The sequence below is a fragment of the Lysinibacillus sp. NPDC086135 genome (genome assembly GCF_044746345.1).
In the GTDB taxonomy this organism is placed as follows: Bacteria; Bacillota; Bacilli; order Bacillales_A; family Planococcaceae; genus Lysinibacillus.
Genome location: NZ_JBIVCA010000006.1, coordinates 175,848 through 193,771, shown reverse-complemented (window position 1 = coordinate 193,771; position 17,924 = coordinate 175,848). Strand labels below are relative to the sequence as shown.

General features: G+C 37.7%; 15 protein-coding genes and 1 pseudogene. 12 read left to right on the top strand and 4 right to left on the bottom strand.

The window, feature by feature from the left end:
- Positions 1-37: 37 nt before the first annotated feature.
- A complete protein-coding gene (locus ACIPKN_RS10710) occupies positions 38-712 on the top strand; it encodes a phosphopantothenoylcysteine decarboxylase domain-containing protein (RefSeq protein WP_400935849.1) in 675 nt (224 codons plus the stop codon).
- A 303-nt stretch (positions 713-1,015) separates the two neighbouring features.
- Positions 1,016-1,171: a YezD family protein gene (locus ACIPKN_RS10705; protein WP_400935847.1), complete on the top strand. Its 156-nt coding sequence runs from the start codon at positions 1,016-1,018 to the stop codon at positions 1,169-1,171.
- 86 nt (positions 1,172-1,257) lie between these two features.
- On the opposite strand, the gene ACIPKN_RS10700 is transcribed toward ACIPKN_RS10705, so the two are convergent.
- Both ACIPKN_RS10700 and ACIPKN_RS10695 read right to left on the bottom strand, forming a co-directional pair.
- Positions 1,258-1,800 (bottom strand): carbon monoxide dehydrogenase, encoded by a 543-nt coding sequence (locus ACIPKN_RS10700; RefSeq protein ID WP_400935845.1) that lies wholly within the window; start codon positions 1,798-1,800, stop codon positions 1,258-1,260.
- A gap of 135 nt (positions 1,801-1,935) precedes the next feature.
- Complete coding sequence (locus ACIPKN_RS10695) at positions 1,936-2,424, bottom strand: flavin reductase family protein (protein WP_400935843.1); 489 nt, start codon at positions 2,422-2,424, stop codon at positions 1,936-1,938.
- A 177-nt stretch (positions 2,425-2,601) separates the two neighbouring features.
- Here ACIPKN_RS10695 and ACIPKN_RS10690 point away from each other — a divergent pair, with 177 nt between their 5' ends.
- Positions 2,602-3,387 (top strand): VOC family protein, encoded by a 786-nt coding sequence (locus ACIPKN_RS10690; protein ID WP_400935841.1) that lies wholly within the window; start codon positions 2,602-2,604, stop codon positions 3,385-3,387.
- A gap of 79 nt (positions 3,388-3,466) precedes the next feature.
- Here the strand turns inward: ACIPKN_RS10690 and ACIPKN_RS10685 are convergent, their stop codons facing one another.
- Positions 3,467-3,667 (bottom strand): cold-shock protein, encoded by a 201-nt coding sequence (locus ACIPKN_RS10685; protein WP_132358884.1) that lies wholly within the window; start codon positions 3,665-3,667, stop codon positions 3,467-3,469.
- Positions 3,668-4,124: 457 nt separating this feature from the next.
- Between ACIPKN_RS10685 and ACIPKN_RS10680 the strand changes: the two genes are divergently transcribed.
- The 6 genes and pseudogenes from ACIPKN_RS10680 to ACIPKN_RS10655 all read left to right on the top strand — a co-directional run.
- A complete protein-coding gene (locus tag ACIPKN_RS10680) occupies positions 4,125-5,804 on the top strand; it encodes a formate--tetrahydrofolate ligase (RefSeq protein WP_142508223.1) in 1,680 nt (559 codons plus the stop codon).
- A gap of 1,075 nt (positions 5,805-6,879) precedes the next feature.
- On the top strand, positions 6,880-7,494 hold the full coding sequence (locus ACIPKN_RS10675; RefSeq protein WP_400935838.1) for an HD domain-containing protein: 615 nt from the start codon (positions 6,880-6,882) through the stop codon (positions 7,492-7,494).
- A gap of 512 nt (positions 7,495-8,006) precedes the next feature.
- Positions 8,007-8,606 carry a nitroreductase family protein gene (locus ACIPKN_RS10670; protein WP_400935898.1) on the top strand — a complete coding sequence of 200 codons (600 nt, stop codon included), beginning with the start codon at positions 8,007-8,009 and terminating at the stop codon, positions 8,604-8,606.
- Positions 8,607-9,061: 455 nt separating this feature from the next.
- Positions 9,062-9,847: a glucose 1-dehydrogenase gene (gene gdh, locus ACIPKN_RS10665; RefSeq protein WP_400935836.1), complete on the top strand. Its 786-nt coding sequence runs from the start codon at positions 9,062-9,064 to the stop codon at positions 9,845-9,847.
- 287 nt (positions 9,848-10,134) lie between these two features.
- The gene (locus ACIPKN_RS10660) at positions 10,135-11,580 is read left to right on the top strand and encodes a GMC oxidoreductase (RefSeq protein WP_400935834.1); all 1,446 of its coding nucleotides are present in this window, start codon (positions 10,135-10,137) and stop codon (positions 11,578-11,580) included.
- Positions 11,581-11,613: 33 nt separating this feature from the next.
- Positions 11,614-11,742, top strand: a pseudogene (locus ACIPKN_RS10655) (glucose-1-dehydrogenase); the annotation flags it as partial.
- Positions 11,743-11,844: 102 nt separating this feature from the next.
- Here the strand turns inward: ACIPKN_RS10655 and ACIPKN_RS10650 are convergent.
- Complete coding sequence (locus ACIPKN_RS10650; protein WP_400935832.1) at positions 11,845-12,180, bottom strand: 2Fe-2S iron-sulfur cluster-binding protein; 336 nt, start codon at positions 12,178-12,180, stop codon at positions 11,845-11,847.
- Positions 12,181-12,854: 674 nt separating this feature from the next.
- Between ACIPKN_RS10650 and ACIPKN_RS10645 the strand changes: the two genes are divergently transcribed.
- The 3 genes from ACIPKN_RS10645 to ACIPKN_RS10635 all read left to right on the top strand — a co-directional run bounded on the left by ACIPKN_RS10645 (position 12,855) and on the right by ACIPKN_RS10635 (position 17,848).
- On the top strand, positions 12,855-14,276 hold the full coding sequence (locus tag ACIPKN_RS10645) for an anion permease (RefSeq protein WP_142510824.1): 1,422 nt from the start codon (positions 12,855-12,857) through the stop codon (positions 14,274-14,276).
- Positions 14,277-14,824: 548 nt separating this feature from the next.
- A complete protein-coding gene (locus ACIPKN_RS10640; RefSeq protein ID WP_400935829.1) occupies positions 14,825-16,711 on the top strand; it encodes an ABC-F family ATP-binding cassette domain-containing protein in 1,887 nt (628 codons plus the stop codon).
- A gap of 12 nt (positions 16,712-16,723) precedes the next feature.
- Positions 16,724-17,848 (top strand): conserved virulence factor C family protein, encoded by a 1,125-nt coding sequence (locus ACIPKN_RS10635; RefSeq protein ID WP_400935827.1) that lies wholly within the window; start codon positions 16,724-16,726, stop codon positions 17,846-17,848.
- Positions 17,849-17,924: the final 76 nt, after the last annotated feature.

The following is a 17,924-nucleotide window of genomic DNA, read 5'->3' as shown; positions in this document are numbered from 1 at the left end:
AATAGTAATTGTATATTTTCTAGAAAAAGGTGAGTGTATGGGGACATTACGAGGTAAGACCGTACTCATTACAAGTGGGGGAACACTTGAAAAATGGGATCGTGTGCGTGGGCATACGAATTTATCGAAAGGGTCGATGGGCTGTTATTTAGCTGAAGCGGCATTAGAGGCTGGGGCGAACGTATTGTATATGCACGGTTATTTTGCACAGCTTCCGGCGAACAAAGATAAAATGTGTACCATTCGATTTGAAGGTATTGAAGATTTAGGCGAGAAAGTTCGACATGCTGTTCAGGAAGAACAAGTGGATATCGTTATTATGGCAGCTGCAGGTTCTGATTGGCTCATTGACAAAGTGTATGACCAATCTGGGAATTTAATGGAGGAAGCAGGTAAAATGCCATCTGATGAGCCACCTATCATTCACTTTAAAAAGGCGCCTAAAGTATTAGGTCAAATAAAAGGGTGGCAGTCTAAAGTAACTTTAGTAGGCTTTAAACTCGAGGCAACAGATGACGAGGAATTTTTACTATCCCGTGCACGTCTACGGATGGAATCCGCCAACGCTCAGTTTATGGTAGCGAATAGCTCACAATCTTTATATGGTGGAGATGAGCCACACTGGATTGTACCGGCTAAAGGCGAACCGATGAAGGTTATGGGCAAGCAAAAGACAGCGAAAGCACTAATGGATTGCCTACAAAATAATTAATAAAAAAACTGTGTAGAGGTAAATAAATCTGCACAGTTTTTGTTTTGGTGTTTTTTCCATGAGGACGATGCTGGTGCTTATTGATTTTTTAATTCCTTAGTAAACAAATAAGATTTATAATATTTATATTGACAACGGGTTTTCAGAATTATAGAATTATTCCAAAGAAACGAAATACCTACAACTTGGCCTAAAAAGAAGCTTTGATAATAATATAGTAGGTCAAATCCAAAGAGCTATTTAGGAAGTGGGCTATGATTGATGTTTTGGCCTCAAAATATGTTAAAAGAAGGGGTGTATCGGATGACTCAACAGGCAAAGGTAGATGACAATAAACTAGAGGCAATTGCAAAGGCAATTCAAAATTTGGAATTTGGAGAAGTACACATTACGATTCAAGATGGTGTCATTGTGCAAATTAACAGACTTGAAAAGCAAAGATTTCCGCAGAAAAAATAAACAGTATGGAGGATATTTCTATTGTTTAGGTTGGCCATTTTATGTTTAGGAACTGTTGAGCTCACTATCCATAGCAACAGCATAGGTTATTTTAAAGAGTTAGCTATTTTAACTAATGTATGAGGTGTATCAGTGTTAGTTACCTCTTTATAAATACCTGGTAAATATTGCAAATTGTTTTTTTCAAAGACAAAAAAGTTAAATAGTTGGTCTTCAAAATAAATTGCTTTTGTATCATCTTGAAGAGTATATTCTTTACCTTTAAAGTTCAATTTGTCTTTGAAGTTTATTTTATTCTCTATTGATCGAATCTCAATTTTATAAATATTTTCTTTTATTTCTTTATTAACAAACATAATACTTAATGCATCATTCACGTTATATTTTTTATCTTCGTAAAATTTCCCAAATTGATGTGTGAAGGAAATCGGTGGCATAAGTTGAGGTAACTTTACCTTGCACTTACAATGATATTCAAATTTCTTAACGGACTTTTCCACGGATATATATCCACCTTCAGCGAATTTTTCTTCAAATGAAGGAGGGGGGGTGTGAAAATTTGCAGTTACCCATTCATTAGCCGAAAATAAAAAAATAATAGGTATCATGTAAAGGGATTTTTTTAACATTTGTACTTCACCTCATCAATTATTATTTCATCAATCAAACTTATTATTTCGATAAAGAGCGGAAAAATACGTCAAAAAAACAGGGTGATCACGACGAGTCATCCTGTTTTTTGCGTATAAATTTCTTGCAATAGCCTATTCATAAAAACTATTTGGGATTTCACCAATATGCCTGCGATGATATAGTAAGGGTTCCTTCTGTGGATTTTCAATTTCTAGGACCTGCCCGATAAATATCGTATGATCTCCAGCATCGATTTGCTGAGATGTTTTGCATTGTAAAATGGCCGCAGTATCATGTAAAACTGGTAGACCTAAAGCAGAGATTGACCATTTAGCCTGGGCGAAACGATCTGGGATTTTACTTGAAAATAGCGTACATAAGTGTTCTTGATTGCTCGATAAAATATTGACAGCAAACTTTTGAGTCGCTGTAAAATATGGATGTAGCTGTGATTTTTTATCGAGCGACCATAAAATAAGGAGTGGGTCTATGGAAACTGACGCAAAGGAATTGACAGTTAAGCCAATAGGTTCACCTACGTCATTACAAGCAGTGACAACGGTAACACCTGTTGGATAATTACCTAATGCTAGTTTAAAAGCAGCTACTTTGTCTATCATTCTAATCACCTCTTCATTGATTTACGAAAATAAAAAATCTTTTTAATGAACTACTAGCATCGAAATCCTTTTGTTGAAATATAGCAACTTCTAATAATTATAATATTCTAAATTTTATTCTAAACCAACAAAACTAACAGGTAAAGTATATAATAGAGAAAAAAAGGGGGTTCAGTCATGACTTTATATTTTGACCATCTAGTTCATCAAGTTCAATCACCAAAAAATACAAAGGTTTTTTTAAATAAACGTAATATCCATACAGTTAACGGTGGTCAACATACAATGTGGGGGACATACAATACGTTAAGCTATTTTGGATTAAACTATATTGAGCAAATAGCGATTTATGATCGTAATTTATTTGAAAATGCAGTGAAATTACCTTATTCCCTACATTATACGTTTAAACGTGCTAACGAGCGCTATGGTTTTTCAAGAATTGCATTACGTACAAAAAATATTGAAGAAGAGGCACAACGTTTACGTGCACTTGGATTTGAAGTATATGGGCCTGATGCTTGTAGTCGTACAAGACCAGATGGCTCTGTAGTAGAATGGAAGCTATTGCATTTTGGAAAGCCAGAGCAGGCAATTGATTTTCCATTTTTGATTGAGTGGACTGATACAGATGAGGAACGTGTGGCACAATTAAAAGCAAATGGAGCCATTGATACGAATCAAACAATATCGATGGAATCTGTCCAATTTTATGTGGAAGATGTGCAAGCAACAGTGAATTTATGGAAGGAAGTATTACAACTACCAGAGCCTGACCAACAAGAGCAGTTTATCTCCTTACATCTACCAAATATTCGACTGGATTTTTATGACGAAGCGGCTGCAGCGGCTATGACACTAGGTCATTTAAATGAAGGGGCGTTTGGGGTTACACTTATGGATACTAATAGAACGAAGGAAACGCTAGTTTTTCCCGGAGCTTTTTATTGGATCAATCGCTGAAGTTATAATGTTATAAAGCAGCGCTAATTTCAGCATTTGAAAAAAGGAGCCGTTCATCCATCGAACAGCTCCTTTGAGTTTATACTTTCACAACATTTGACGCCTGTGGCCCTCGATTGCCTTCGACCACTTCAAATGATACCTTTTGACCTTCTTCAAGTGTACGGAAGCCTTCCTCTTGGATTCCCGTAAAATGTACAAATACATCTTCTCCATCATCACATTCAATAAAGCCATAACCTTTTTCATTATTGAACCACTTTACGATTCCCTGTTGCATAAGCATTCGCCTCCCATGCGCTTGAATGTAGAATAAAATCAATTAAGTCGTGACATAAATTGTGAAAATGTGAAAAAATGCATTTTCATTTAGAACATACATGAATTGTGCAATGTTGTCAATCGATTGTCGAAATACTTGAATAACTTACTATGATTTTATTCACAATAAAGTCTATAATGGAATTAACTTCTTTCAGCAAATTCCTGCTGAAAGGAGTTAAGACCTCCGGCGGATGTCACAGAATCGGAAAGGAAGTCTTAGAGGATGTTAGCCTAAAATCATCGCATCCATGCGATAAAGGCTAACTGACCTGCATCGGTAAAAACGCCACGCCCTGTGGCATTACCGAAATGACCGACATCGTGTCGGCCCTCATGCAGGCCTAAGCACAAAGCCGATTCCGGACGCAATTATGCCGAGGCATAATTGACCGACATAGAAAGTAGGATGCCAAATGACAACGAAAAAACAACCTTTGACAGATCTAGAAATCGCTAATCAAGCGGTTATGCAACCTATTACTGAAATAGCGAAAGCAGCAGGTATTCCAGAGGATTCACTTGAACAATATGGTCGCTACAAAGCAAAAATTGATCCATTAAAAATTACAGCACATGGTGAGGAGGCAAAGGTTGTATTGGTAACAGCTATTAGTCCAACTCCAGCGGGTGAAGGGAAATCAACTGTAACGGTTGGGCTTGCTGATGCACTTCACCAATTAAATAAAAATGTTGTTGTTGCTTTACGTGAGCCATCACTTGGCCCTGTAATGGGTGTAAAAGGTGGAGCAACAGGTGGTGGATATGCACAGGTTGTGCCGATGGAAGATATTAACTTGCATTTCACTGGTGACCTTCATGCGATAACGACTGCGAATAATGCATTATCAGCCTTTATTGATAATCATATCCATCAAGGAAATGCTTTAAACATTGATCCTCGCCGTATAATCTGGAAGCGTGTAATGGATTTAAATGATCGCGCCCTTCGTAAAGTTGTTGTTGGTCTAGGTGGTCCTGTTCAAGGGATGCCACGTGAGGATGGCTTTGACATTACTGTTGCATCAGAAATTATGGCAGTTTTCTGTTTAGCTACAAGTATTGAAGATTTACGGGAACGTTTATCAAGTATCGTCATCGGTTATACATTTGATCGTGAGCCTGTATTCGTGCGTGATCTTCAAGTAGAAGGGGCCTTAACATTGTTATTAAAAGATGCCTTCAAACCAAACTTAGTGCAAACGCTTGAAGGGACACCTGCCATTATTCACGGTGGACCATTTGCCAACATCGCACATGGCTGTAACTCGATTATGGCGACACAAACAGCTCGTAAGCTTGCAGATATCGTTGTGACTGAAGCGGGCTTTGGTTCAGATTTAGGTGCTGAAAAATTTATGAATATTAAAGCGCGTAAAGGGGGCTTTAAGCCAAGTGCAGTTGTAATCGTAGCTACAATTCGTGCATTAAAAATGCATGGCGGTGTAGCGAAAACGGAACTAGTTGGCGAAAATGTAGAGGCACTTTTACAAGGAATTGAAAATTTAGCCAAGCACGTTGAGACGATTCGTACATTTGGCGTTGAGCCGATTATCGCTTTAAATCGTTTTATTACGGACACAGAGGCTGAGTTAGAAGCAGTCCTGAATTGGTGTCAAGAAAATCATGTTCGTATCGCGCGTACAAATGTCTGGGAGGAAGGCGGAAAAGGTGGTCTAGGTTTAGCTGAACAAGTGCTAGCTGTTCTTGATGAAGAAAACAATTTCTCACCTTTATATGATGTAACAGAATCTATTGAGGAAAAAGTACGTACAATTGTGCAAAAAGTTTATGGTGGGAAAGATGTGCAATTTACCGACCAAGCGAAAAAACAAATTGCCCAAATTGAAAAATTCGGATGGGATTCTCTACCGATTTGTATGGCGAAAACGCAATATTCATTATCAGACCAACCAAGTCTTTTAGGACGTCCAGAAGGCTTTACAATCACTATTCGCGAAGTCATTCCAAAACTTGGTGCAGGCTTCCTTGTATGCTTAACTGGGGATATTATGACAATGCCAGGTTTACCAAAAGCACCAGCCGCTTTGCGTATGAATGTTGATAATGAAGGACATGCGGTAGGGTTGTTCTAGAGTGAAAGAAGTACAAAAGAATATATAAATACAAAAGCTGCTCCTTTAAATTATAAAGGGCAGCTTTTTCAGTTACATCCGCTAAAAACTATGCCAAAGAATAATAATGATTTTATTCATAAAATAACAGATTTATCTGTGGAGCGTATCGAAGAAAGCAAAGAGGCAAATTCAAAATCGTGAAGATAAATAACAAAAAGGTTAATAAGGCTCGTCATGACCCTAAAATCTCCCGTGTTCAGAATTTCTTCCTTAGGAATGTCTTAGAAGGGGAATACAGGATAATAAGTAGCAAGGAAAAAAGGGAGAGAGGAGATCTATGTCTTTAAAATGGAATTGAAGAAACAATAAAAGCTGCCATCATCTACAATAAATAAGATGGGCAGCTTTTATTGTTTCTTCAGCGGGTTGGTATTACATAACATAACTATCGTTCCTACTTCCTTCTAATACTTCATTTACGGCTTCAATAAAATTCAGAAAAATCGTTGCCTAAAAAAGAATTCTCTAGTCTTGTTAGCACAACTCTGATGATTTGACTTTTCGCAAAATGTTGGCAAGAAACTGGTATGATATTTGCCATGGGAGGAGTTACGTTCACACATATTCAAGATAATGAATAGAAGAAGGTAACGTCGATTAATGATAAAAATATCACACGCTTGCTACATATGCTCCAAGCTTTCTCGGTCGTGAAAATAAGATAATTATTTGTTCACTTATCTCGTCATGTACATTCACTATGCGGGTTAAAACAAAGAATTTCTAAGGGAAAGTGTTCACTTTTATTTGTTTAGATGATTGGTTTTCACGATACGCACGTCATCTTTCAACGCAGTATTCAATTGTAAAGCCCGCTGAAGTTGTTTAATCTGTCAAAACATAGTTCTTGTACATCACTGAAATAGTAAACTTACAGAACAAAAATAGATGTTCTGTACATTTATCATACAATATTCTGTAAAATCAGTCAATTGAAAAAACTTCCCAATTTTTTTAAAGCCTAGAGGTTACTTAATTACCAACTATTCTAAGTGATACCGTATAATAAAGGATGAAGGGACTGAACTAAAATATGAACAATTTAATGGACAAAGTACGAGGGATTTACGAGCAATTTGATGCTAGTCATGATTTTCAACATATTGAACGTGTTCATCAAAATGCGTTAACGATATTACAAACAGAACCAGAAGCCGATGCAGAGGTCGTGAAAATTGCTGTACTGTTGCATGATGTTAGTGATAAAAAGTATACCGATAATAAGGAGCAAGAGAATAAGCTAATTGCCGAGCTGTCATTAAGCGAGAAGAAGAAGCAACATATTCGAGATTGCATAGCACAAGTATCGTTTAATGGTGGCAATGAGCTAGAAATAACTTCTCTGGAAGCAAAAATAGTACGAGATGCAGATCGTTTAGATGCGATTGGAGCAATCGGTATTGCGCGCACATTTGCTTATGGTGGAGCTAAGGGTCGAAAGCTTTACGATAAGGAAGAGGATGCACGTAATGATATGACAGAGGAGGAGTATCGCAATAAAAATACATCCTCAGTTACCCATTTTTATGAGAAGTTATTATTGCTAAAGGATTTAATGATTACCGAGAAGGGTAAGCAAATGGCTCAAGAGCGCCATCAATTTATGCTACAGTTTTTAGAGCAATTACAAAATGAAATAGGTGAGTAATACCTCACGCTCCTAAAAAAATCCGTTGTCTATTTCAATAGATAACGGATTTTTTGGGGGCTAATATGTTGATTCATTTACTTGGGAAGGAGAAAAAATAAAAAACATGTAAGTATATTTTTTTACTTGCGATATATTCAAATGTGAAAATTAGGTTACCTATACTACATAAAAAGCCGATGCATCATCACAGCCTCTACCTCGAAAAATTGTAAGCGGGATAACGTTGTGATTTGGGGGTTTTTATTTAAGGAATTTTGAATACTCTTCCGTTTGTTTGGATAACATATTATTATCATAATATTATAATTAGTTTGATTTAAAATAGAAAAAGTAGCGAATAAAATCGAAAGGATTAAAGGAATTACGAATGGCAGTGTTCATTGTGGACGGGTGTTCTTGTGTAATTAGGCGAGATCCTAGAAAATAAAACAGCCATTAAAAATCTTTAAACGACAGATGAAATATGGATAAAAATAATGTTAGTAAATTAGGAGGAAGAGAAGAAAATGATGACAAACGATTTTTACACTACACTTAAAGAAAGACGTACTTACTATGGAATTAATAAAGAGGTAAAAATATCGGATGAAAAAATTAAAGAAATTGTAGAATTTGCTGTGAAATATACCCCGTCAGCATTCAACTCTCAAACTGCACGTATTGTTGTATTATCAGGTGAGGCACATAATAAACTGTGGGACATTACGACTGAAGTATTAAGAAAAGTCGTTGGAGATAGAGATTTTTCTGGCACTCAACAAAAAATGGATTCCTTTAAAGCAGGTTATGGCACAGTTTTATTCTTAGAAGATGAGGCTGTAGTTAAATCGCTTCAAGAGCAATTTGCTGCATATGCTGAGAACTTTCCAATTTGGTCAAATCAAGCATCAGGTATGCACCAATTAGTTGTGTGGGCAGCATTGGAAGCAGAGGGATTAGGAGCTTCTTTACAACATTATAATCCATTAATTGATGATGAAGTGAAAAAAGAATGGAATATCCCTGAAAATTGGAAGCTCATTGCGCAAATGCCCTTTGGCAATCCAACGGTAACACCAGGCGAAAAAGAATTCCAACCACTTGAAGATCGAGTGAAATTTTACAAATAATTATCTGCTATGTCATTTTTTAAACAGTGAGAAAATACTATTTATAGCCAGTTGACGGTATTGAACCAGTGACTGGTTATTGTTTAATTCGTTTTATCTAGATTTCTAAGCGTTGTTAAAAATGGGGAAATTATCTCGGAAACGGGCAGTGCGCTGCAAATTTGCATTTTCCTAACGGTACCTTTATAGCATCTTATTAAGAATCCATTTTGAACGAATGTTCACATGGATTCTTCTTTATTTTAAAGTAACGTTTTTTATATCAATGGTATAAAAGTTTTGCTTCGTTCCATATTACTATTATGTTTTAAGCAAGTGGAAATCCAATATGGGCCGAGTTTTTTTATCATAGTGAGAAAAAAACAAAAACGACAACTTATAGCAATTGAGATTATTTTTTTGTCGCTGCTGGGTTTATGGTAGGAATGGCGAAAGTATAAGGAGGAGGTCTTTAGATGTATCCAGATTTAGAGGGAAAAGTTATTGTTATTACAGGTGCTTCAACAGGATTAGGAAAAGCAATGGCATTACGCTTTGGCGAGGAGAAAGCAAAAGTTATCGTAAATTTTCGCTCAAATGAAAAAGAGGCAAATGCTGTTGTTGAAGGAGTGAAAAAAGCAGGAGGGGAAGCGATAGCTGTAAAAGGAGATGTGTCTGTCGAAAGCGATGTTATCAATCTCGTCCAGACGGCTGTAAATAAGTTTGGAACACTCGATGTGATGATTAATAACGCTGGTATAGAAAATCCAGTACCCTCACATGAAATGCCGCTTGAAGATTGGAATAAAGTAATCAATACGAATTTAACAGGTGCATTTTTAGGAAGTAGGGAAGCAATTAAGTACTTCGTCGAACATGATATTAAAGGTACCGTGATCAATATGTCCAGTGTTCACGAAGTTATTCCATGGCCTTTGTTTGTTCACTATGCAGCTAGTAAAGGAGGCATTAAACTGATGACACAAACATTAGCATTAGAATATGCCCCAAAAGGAATTCGTGTCAATAATATCGGACCTGGTGCGATCAATACGCCTATTAATGCTGAGAAATTTGCCGATCCTGAAAAACGTGCAGATGTTGAAAGTATGGTTCCAATGGGTTATATCGGAAAACCAGAGGAGATTGCAGCAACAGCAGCATGGCTTGCTTCATCCCAAGCTAGTTACGTAACAGGAATCACTCTGTTTGCTGATGGTGGAATGACTTTATATCCTTCTTTCCAAGCAGGTCGTGGGTAAGTAACAGCAACGAAAATATAATTAATTCCCGCATTCAGTACAGTTAAATTCATGGATTGCATTTGCTGATTTAATTAAAAAATAGCCTAAATAAAAACTGGCATTGGAACCTATCAGACATTTTCCCCTTTCCAATGCCTTTATTTATTTTCTAGGAAAAAGAGAAAAAAATAATAAGGAGCATCACTTACTTTGAAACTGGTCTTTGTTCTTGAATGAATGGTGATATCAAATTAGCGAAAGTCATAAACTTAAATGTCAAAGACTAACACGAAAGGACGTGTATTATGTGGGTTTATCCAAATAATTGGATCCCGACTAAATCGCTGGAGGATATGGCCAATACGAACTATGATGTTCTAATCGTCGGAAGTGGTGCAGGTGGTGGGGCAACGCTTTACCGTTTATGCGAAATGTGGAAGCATCAAGGGGCTAAGCGAATCGGTATTTTAGAGAAAGGGACGAAACTATTTCATTCACATGCGCTGAATATTCCCACCATGAATGTCGATCGAATGCGCGATCAGCTATGGCCTGACAATTCTACTCCTGTAGGAGAAAGTTTACCAGAATTTTCAGGTGCAAGATTAACATTTGCACTGGGTGGCAGGACATTGTTTTGGAATGCTGCCTGTCCGAGACCTGCTCAGTTTCATCTTCAGAATTGGCCTGTGCATCCAGATGAATTAGATGTATATTTCAGAATGGCAGAGCGTGTCTTGAATTGTACAACATCCTATGCAGATGGTTCTTCAATGCAAAGGATTCTTATGAATCGGCTTCACGCTGGTGGTATTCTAGAAGCCACGAATATGCCTCTTGCCATTGATATGAGAGGACCACGCATGGGGGAAATTTACTCTAACGCATGGTTTAGTTCAATCAAATTTCTTGCGTATGCCTTCAATGATAGACCATTTGATCTTGCGTTAAATGCTTATACGACGCGAGTATTGGTTCAAAACGGAAGAACTGTTGGGGTAAGTGTTGCATCAACACAAGACAAAAAAACTTACACTATTCGGGCCAAAAATGTGGTTGTTTCTGCAAGTACATTAGAGACACCTCGAATTTTGCTAAATTCCGGTATTGATGGTCCAGCTATAGGGCGTTATTTAACTAATCATTCATTTGTATTAGGTACGGGAAAAATAAGTCGCAAGCAGTTCTCAGAGAATATCGGTAATTTAGCAATTTTGAAACGTGAAACAAGGCAATTTCCTTATCAAATACAAATACTAGGTCCTAATCAATATTTTTCTTACCAACAGTTTGAAGATAAGGTACTTCCTGACCAAATTAGTGTTGTCTATGCAACTTTCGGTTTGGTAGAGCCTCGAAGAGAGAACAGGGTTTTCTTAGATCCTAACCAACGAGACGAATATGGTGTTCCACTAGGGCAAGTTAATTTTTCTTATAGTGAAAGGGATAAGGTTGTTATTAATCAAATGCGTGAGGGAATCATTCAATCTGCTACTGCGATGGGAGTTACATTAGATGGTGAGCCTACCTTAATGCCACCAGGAAGTGACGTTCATGAATCCTGTACATGTCGGATGGGTACCGACCCATCTACTTCGGCAACAAATTCCTATGGAGAAATTCATGGTGTTTCAGGTCTGTATGTAGCAGACAACAGTGTAATACCTTTTCTTGCTGCAGCAAACCCGACAAACTCAACGGTTGCGCTTGCGATACGAATGGCAGATAATATCATTCGAAGAAATCCATAACAGGGTAGCGATAACTGGAAAAAATGTAAATGGAAACCAGGGGAAATTGCAGCTGTAGCAACATGGCTTGCTTCATCCCAAGCTAGTTATGGAACAGGGATCATTCTATTTGTTCATGGTGGAATGACTTTAAACCTTTCTTTCCAAGCAGGTTGTGGATAAGTAACGGCGACGAAAATATTAGATAAATAAAAACAGGCATTGGAAGCTAACGGGCATCGCGACCACTTCCATGCCTTTTGAATTATATTAATCGATACTTGGTTAATCTGCTGGTCTTGGACCTCTATCGCCCTGTGTATTTTCCAGTGTTAAAATAGGCCGAACAGTAATGTCTCCTATTACACGAATTTGACAAGATAGCCTTAAACAGTCTTCATATAAATGCTCATCAATATTTTTTATAGCGAAGGCGTGTTTTTCTATTTTTGAAATGTCCTTATATTCACCAGCTAATACCTCCACTCTACAAGTTGTACATTTTGCTATTCCGCCACACTGATGCAAAATGTTTATATTATTATCTTCAAGAGCTAATACTAATTTTTTTCCTTCCTCTACTTCAAAGGTTTTCCCTCCAAATATGGTGACAAATGGCATCTATGAATACTCCTTTTATAATTTCCTGATTGATAAATATTATCAGTTTGTATTAATCCAGCAATTCTTATACTAAGAAATCAGCTTGAAAAATTTTACATAACGAGGACCTAAACGATGTTTAAACATTTGGGTTTCTTTGCCTAGCGATGGAAATACTCTTTCAAAGTACAGCACTTTTACTAAGCTTGCATATTTCTGGGAGAACCTCAAAATAATCTTTTGAGAAATAGTCATTCCTATCACCAAGAGCTTACGAGGGATAATTGAGCTTTGTAGAAGATTACATTGTATTCTAATGACAGGCCGTGAGATGAATTAACTTTTTTTACTGTATGAAATGAAAGAGGATTGATTCTCGACATATAAGTTGATATAAACACGGTGTGTATCTTTTTAATGGATTGTGCACATGCTAACTTTAATGAATTGATAAAAAAAGTAACTTTTTCCCAATAATATTAACAAAAAGGGAAATATTTCTGAAGCGAGATCATTTTTTTCTTAGTAATGAGTTAAAAATCTTTCCATTCATTACATAAAGCATATATAATTACTTATGTTTTTCGATAAAGGGGATCTTAAATTAGGTCTATTTTTCATTCAATTAGTAGATCGTGGGAGAAATCTCCTTTTAAATACATTGGGGTAACAGTCAAAGGAGTTTTAACATCATGAAAGAAGCAAAAAGCGCAGTCAAATGGATTCCTTTCTTCATATCCCTTGCTGTTGGTGTGGCTATCTGGTTTTGTCCAGTACCTTCAGGAGTAGATGAAAAAGCGTGGCACTTGTTCGCTATTTTTGTTGCGACCATTATAGGTTTTATAACGAAACCGTTGCCAATGGGAGCAATATCATTTATTGCTATGGCTATGATTGCCATAACAAATACATTAACAATTGAAGAGACATTAAGCGGTTTTGGTAATTCAACGATTTGGCTAATTGTTATTGCCTTCTTTATTTCTCGTGGATTTATAAAAACGGGACTAGGGGAACGAATTGCCTATGTATTTGTTCGTCTTTTTGGGAAAAAAACCTTGAGTCTGTCTTACTCTTTACTAGCGAGTGATCTAATATTGGCACCGGCTATTCCTAGTAATACAGCTCGTGCAGGTGGTGTTATATTCCCAATTATCCAGTCATTATCTCATACTTTCGGATCTAAACCAGAAGACGGGACAGAGCGTAAGATGGGGGCCTTTCTTTTAAAGGTAGGCTTTCAAGGGAATTTAATAACATCAGCTATGTTTATGACAGCCATGGCAGCGAATCCTTTAATTGTTAAGCTAGCAAGTGATTCAGCTGGAGTAACTATTACTTGGTTTGGTTGGGCAATGGCTATGATTGTCCCTGGATTGACGGCTTTAATCGTTGTCCCTTATGTTATTTATAAAATCTATCCACCTCAAATCAAAGAAACACCAGAGGCAGCAGCGATCGCTAAAAAGAAGCTGGATGAATTTGGACCACTGAAAAGTTCTGAAAAACGAATGATCGTTGTATTTGTTGCTGTGTTGTCGTTATGGATTGGTGGAGATTACTTAGGCATTAGTGCTACAACGGCAGCTCTTATAGGTCTTTCCTTGCTGTTATTGTTAGATGTATTAACATGGGCAGATATTAAAAAGGAAGAAGGAGCATGGGATACACTAATTTGGTTTGCAACGCTATTTATGATGGCATCTTTTATGAACAAACTAGGGCTGATTCCATGGTTTAGTAATGAAGTGGGTGGACTTGTATCTGGGTATAGTTGGATATGGGCTGTTGTCATATTAGCTTTAGTCTATTTCTATTCTCATTATTTCTTTGCGAGTTCCACTGCACATATTAGTGCGATGTATGCAGCATTTTTATCTGTTATGTTGCAAGCGGGAGCACCTGCTATGTTGGCAGCTATATTATTAGCGGCATTTAGTAATTTATTTGGCGCCACTACTCATTATGGTTCTGGTCCAGCACCGGTCTTCTTTGGTGCAGGTTATATTGACCAAAAGAAATGGTGGACAGTTGGATTTGTAGTTTCCTTAGTTACCATCCTGATTTTTGTTATAGTAGGAGGACTATGGTGGAAGCTTCTTGGTTATTGGTGAAATAATTAGCTTCTGTATCCGGATAGAAAATATTTCTATCCGGATATTTTTTTTTGGATTTAAAAAGTTTTTTACATCGTTTTTTTTACATACTCTCTCTCTTCTTCAATTTGCAATTCATGAGAGAGCGTTTTTTGTTCATCACCAAAAGTTGTGGATGACTTTTGTTAAAACGTCTACTATGTGAATAAGTTGATTGGAGTGGAGGCTGGGCGACTCCTTGGGGATTAGCAATAGAGGAACGAAGGCTAAAAGCATCACATCCTGTGATAACGCCTTCGTGACCAACATCGTGTTGGCCCGAGACCCTGGAGCGAGCATCGCGAGTGAAGCGGCTCATCGGACGCCCCCTGGAAAGCGCCCAGCCGGAACGGAGATCAAACCACACGTTTTGATGAGGATCCGTTTTTTAGATAGGTCAGAAGAGTTTGTTGTCCTTTGTTTACCTGTCATTTGGTGTTATGATAAAAATGGATATCAATAATAAACTACATATAAAAGTAGTATGGACACTAAACAACACCTAATGAAAGAGATGGACAAGTGTAATGAGTCATTTAATAGTACAAAATTTAACGAAAACAGTGGGCGATAAAACGCTCTTTCAAAATATTGAATTTACGATTTATGAAGGGGAGCGAGCTGGGCTAATTGGTATTAATGGTACTGGTAAATCCACTTTGCTTTCTATGTTAGCTGGTGAAATCGAAGCGGATTCAATGGAAGTTGACCGCCCAAATAAATATCGTGTTGCCCATTTACCACAGGAGCCTACTTTTCAAAGTGGAGAAACTGTGTTACAAGCAGTGTTTGCAGGGGATTCACCTATTTTAAAACTGAATCGTGAATATGAGGAAACCGTTGCTGCACTTGCATTAAATCCGACTTCAGAAAGTTTACAAAAAACGCTATTTAGCTTGCAGCATCGTATGGATGAGGAGCAGGCCTGGGATGTCAATGCACTTGCTAAGACGGCGCTTACGAAGCTTGGCATTGAACTGTTTGATAAAGAGGTTTTAACACTGTCAGGCGGTCAGCAAAAGCGTGTTGCTTTAGCTAAAGTATTAATTGAGCCGGCAGATTTATATTTATTGGACGAGCCTACCAACCATTTAGATGTGCAGTCTACAGAGTGGCTGCAGGAAATGGTGTTACGATTAAAGGGAGCAGTTATATTTATTACCCATGATCGTTACTTCTTAGATGAGCTGTCTACTCATATTTACGAGCTAGCTGATCAAACATTATACCGACATACTGGGAATTATGGGGATTATCTAGAAGCACGTGCTATTCGTGAGGAAATGAAAGCAGCCTCCGCACAAAAAGACCGCAACCGCTATCGCTCAGAATTAAAATGGATTCGTCGTGGAGCGAAAGCGCGTTCTACGAAGCAAAAGGCACGTATCCAGCGCTTCGAGCAGTTAGAGGATAACTTAGAGCGTAAATCGGAGGATATTTCTCTTGACATGGGCCTAGCAACAACTCGTCTTGGCCGGAAAGTTTTAGAGGCTGAAAATATTTCAAAGGCTTTTGGCCATCAAAAAATTCTCGAAAACTTTTCATTTTTACTGCAACAGGGCGATCGTATTGGCATTATCGGAGCAAATGGTGTAGGAAAATCAACATTAATGAACATGTTATCAGGAGAGCTTACACCTGATGTTGGTGAAATTCTAGTTGGTTCGACAGTGAAGTTAGCGCATTTCAAACAAACTTTACCAAAAATGAATGAAAATGAACGCATGATTGAATATATCCGCGAAGCTTCCAATGATATCACAGATGCGGAGGGTGTACGTTATTCGGCTGCACAAATGCTGGAACGTTTCTTATTCCCACTTCATGCACACGGTACACCTATCGGTAAACTATCGGGTGGTGAGCGTAAACGTCTGCATTTATTACGATTATTAATGGAGCAACCAAACGTACTGTTACTGGATGAGCCTACAAATGATTTGGATATTGAAACATTAGGTGTACTCGAGGATTTCATTGAGCATTTCCCTGGAGTAGTTATTACCATATCCCACGATCGCTTTTTCTTAGACCGAATTGCAAAAAAGCTATGGATTTTAGATGGTCTTGGGCATGTTAATGAGAAGCTTGATATTTACAGTGAATATTTACAAAAGCGTGAACAGGAAGCCGCTGTAAAGGTAGAGTCGCCAAAAGTCGAAAAAACTAAGACCGAAAAGCCTAAATCGGACAAGAAAAAGTTATCCTTTAAAGAGCAGAAAGAATGGGAAACAATTGCTGATGAAATAGAAAAGACAGAGACAGCGATTATGAAGACAGAAGAAGGTATCGCCAACGCTGGTGCTGATTTTACAAAGCTACAGGAATTAACGGCGAAGCTAGATGAGCTAAATGCACAATATGAACACCTTATTGAAAGATGGTCATATTTAGATGAAATCGTAAATGGATAAGGAGCGATAGACATGAAGATTATGACAATTGAACCGACACCAAGCCCTAATTCTATGAAGATTGTCGTTGATACAGAGTTACCTTTTGGCAAAAGCTATAATTTTACAAAAGATGATAAAGATGAAGCAACTGGTGAAGTAGCAGCGATTTTAGCAATCGAAGGTGTTAAAGGTGTTTATCATGTAGCAGATTTCTTCGCTGTTGAGCGTAACGCAAAGTATGCATGGGAAGGTATTTTAGCAAGCATTCGCCAAGCGTTAGGTGAAGACGTACAGGAAGAAAACAAAGAACAAGTAGCCAATGAATTTTATGGTGAAGTGTACGTTCATGTGCAATTTTATAAGCAAGTACCACTGCAAGTAAAGGTATTTGATAATCAACGTGAGTACCGTGTAAGCTGTGGTGAGCGCTTTGTGGAAGCTTTCAATAAAATTCTTGAGACAGCAGTTGATGAAAATTATATTTTCCAACGTAAATGGATCGACTATGGCGTACGTTATGGAGAGCTTGAGGAAATTGCGGAAGCAGTAAAACAAGAAATCGATGTGACATATTCTGAGGAACGTTTAGCGGAGATTGTTGCAACGATTAATGATTCAGAGAAAACTATTAAGAAGCCAGCTAAACTAAAAATTACAATTGAACAGTTTAAGCAACCAGAATGGGAAAAACGTTTCCAATTGCTTGACCAAATGGCAGATCCAGAGCTAGATGATTTACCGCTTTTAGATTTGGCGTTACAAGATGAGCAAATGTCTATCCGTCGACTGGCAACCGTTTATTTAGGAATGATTGAAGATGTGGTAGTCGTGCCATATTTGGAAAAGGCATTACAGGACAAAAGTGCAGCGGTCCGTCGAACTGCAGGAGATTGTATGAGTGACCTCGGCTTTGTGGAATTTGAAGACGTGATGCAACAAGCATTACAGGATAAAAATAAACTTGTTCGTTGGCGTGCAGCTATGTACTTATATGAGGTCGGCACTGATAATTCATTAGCAGCATTAAAGGCTGCTGCAGAAGATAAAGAGTTTGAAGTGAAGCTACAAGTAAAAATGGCGATTGCCCGCATCGAACAGGGTGAGGAAGCAAAAGGTTCTGTTTGGAAGCAAATGACAGAGTCTCGCCAGCAATAAAGAGAAATTTTAATAGTGACCCGATAATGTGGATAAAAGAAATAAACCAGCTCTCTGTTATGAATGCAGTTCAACA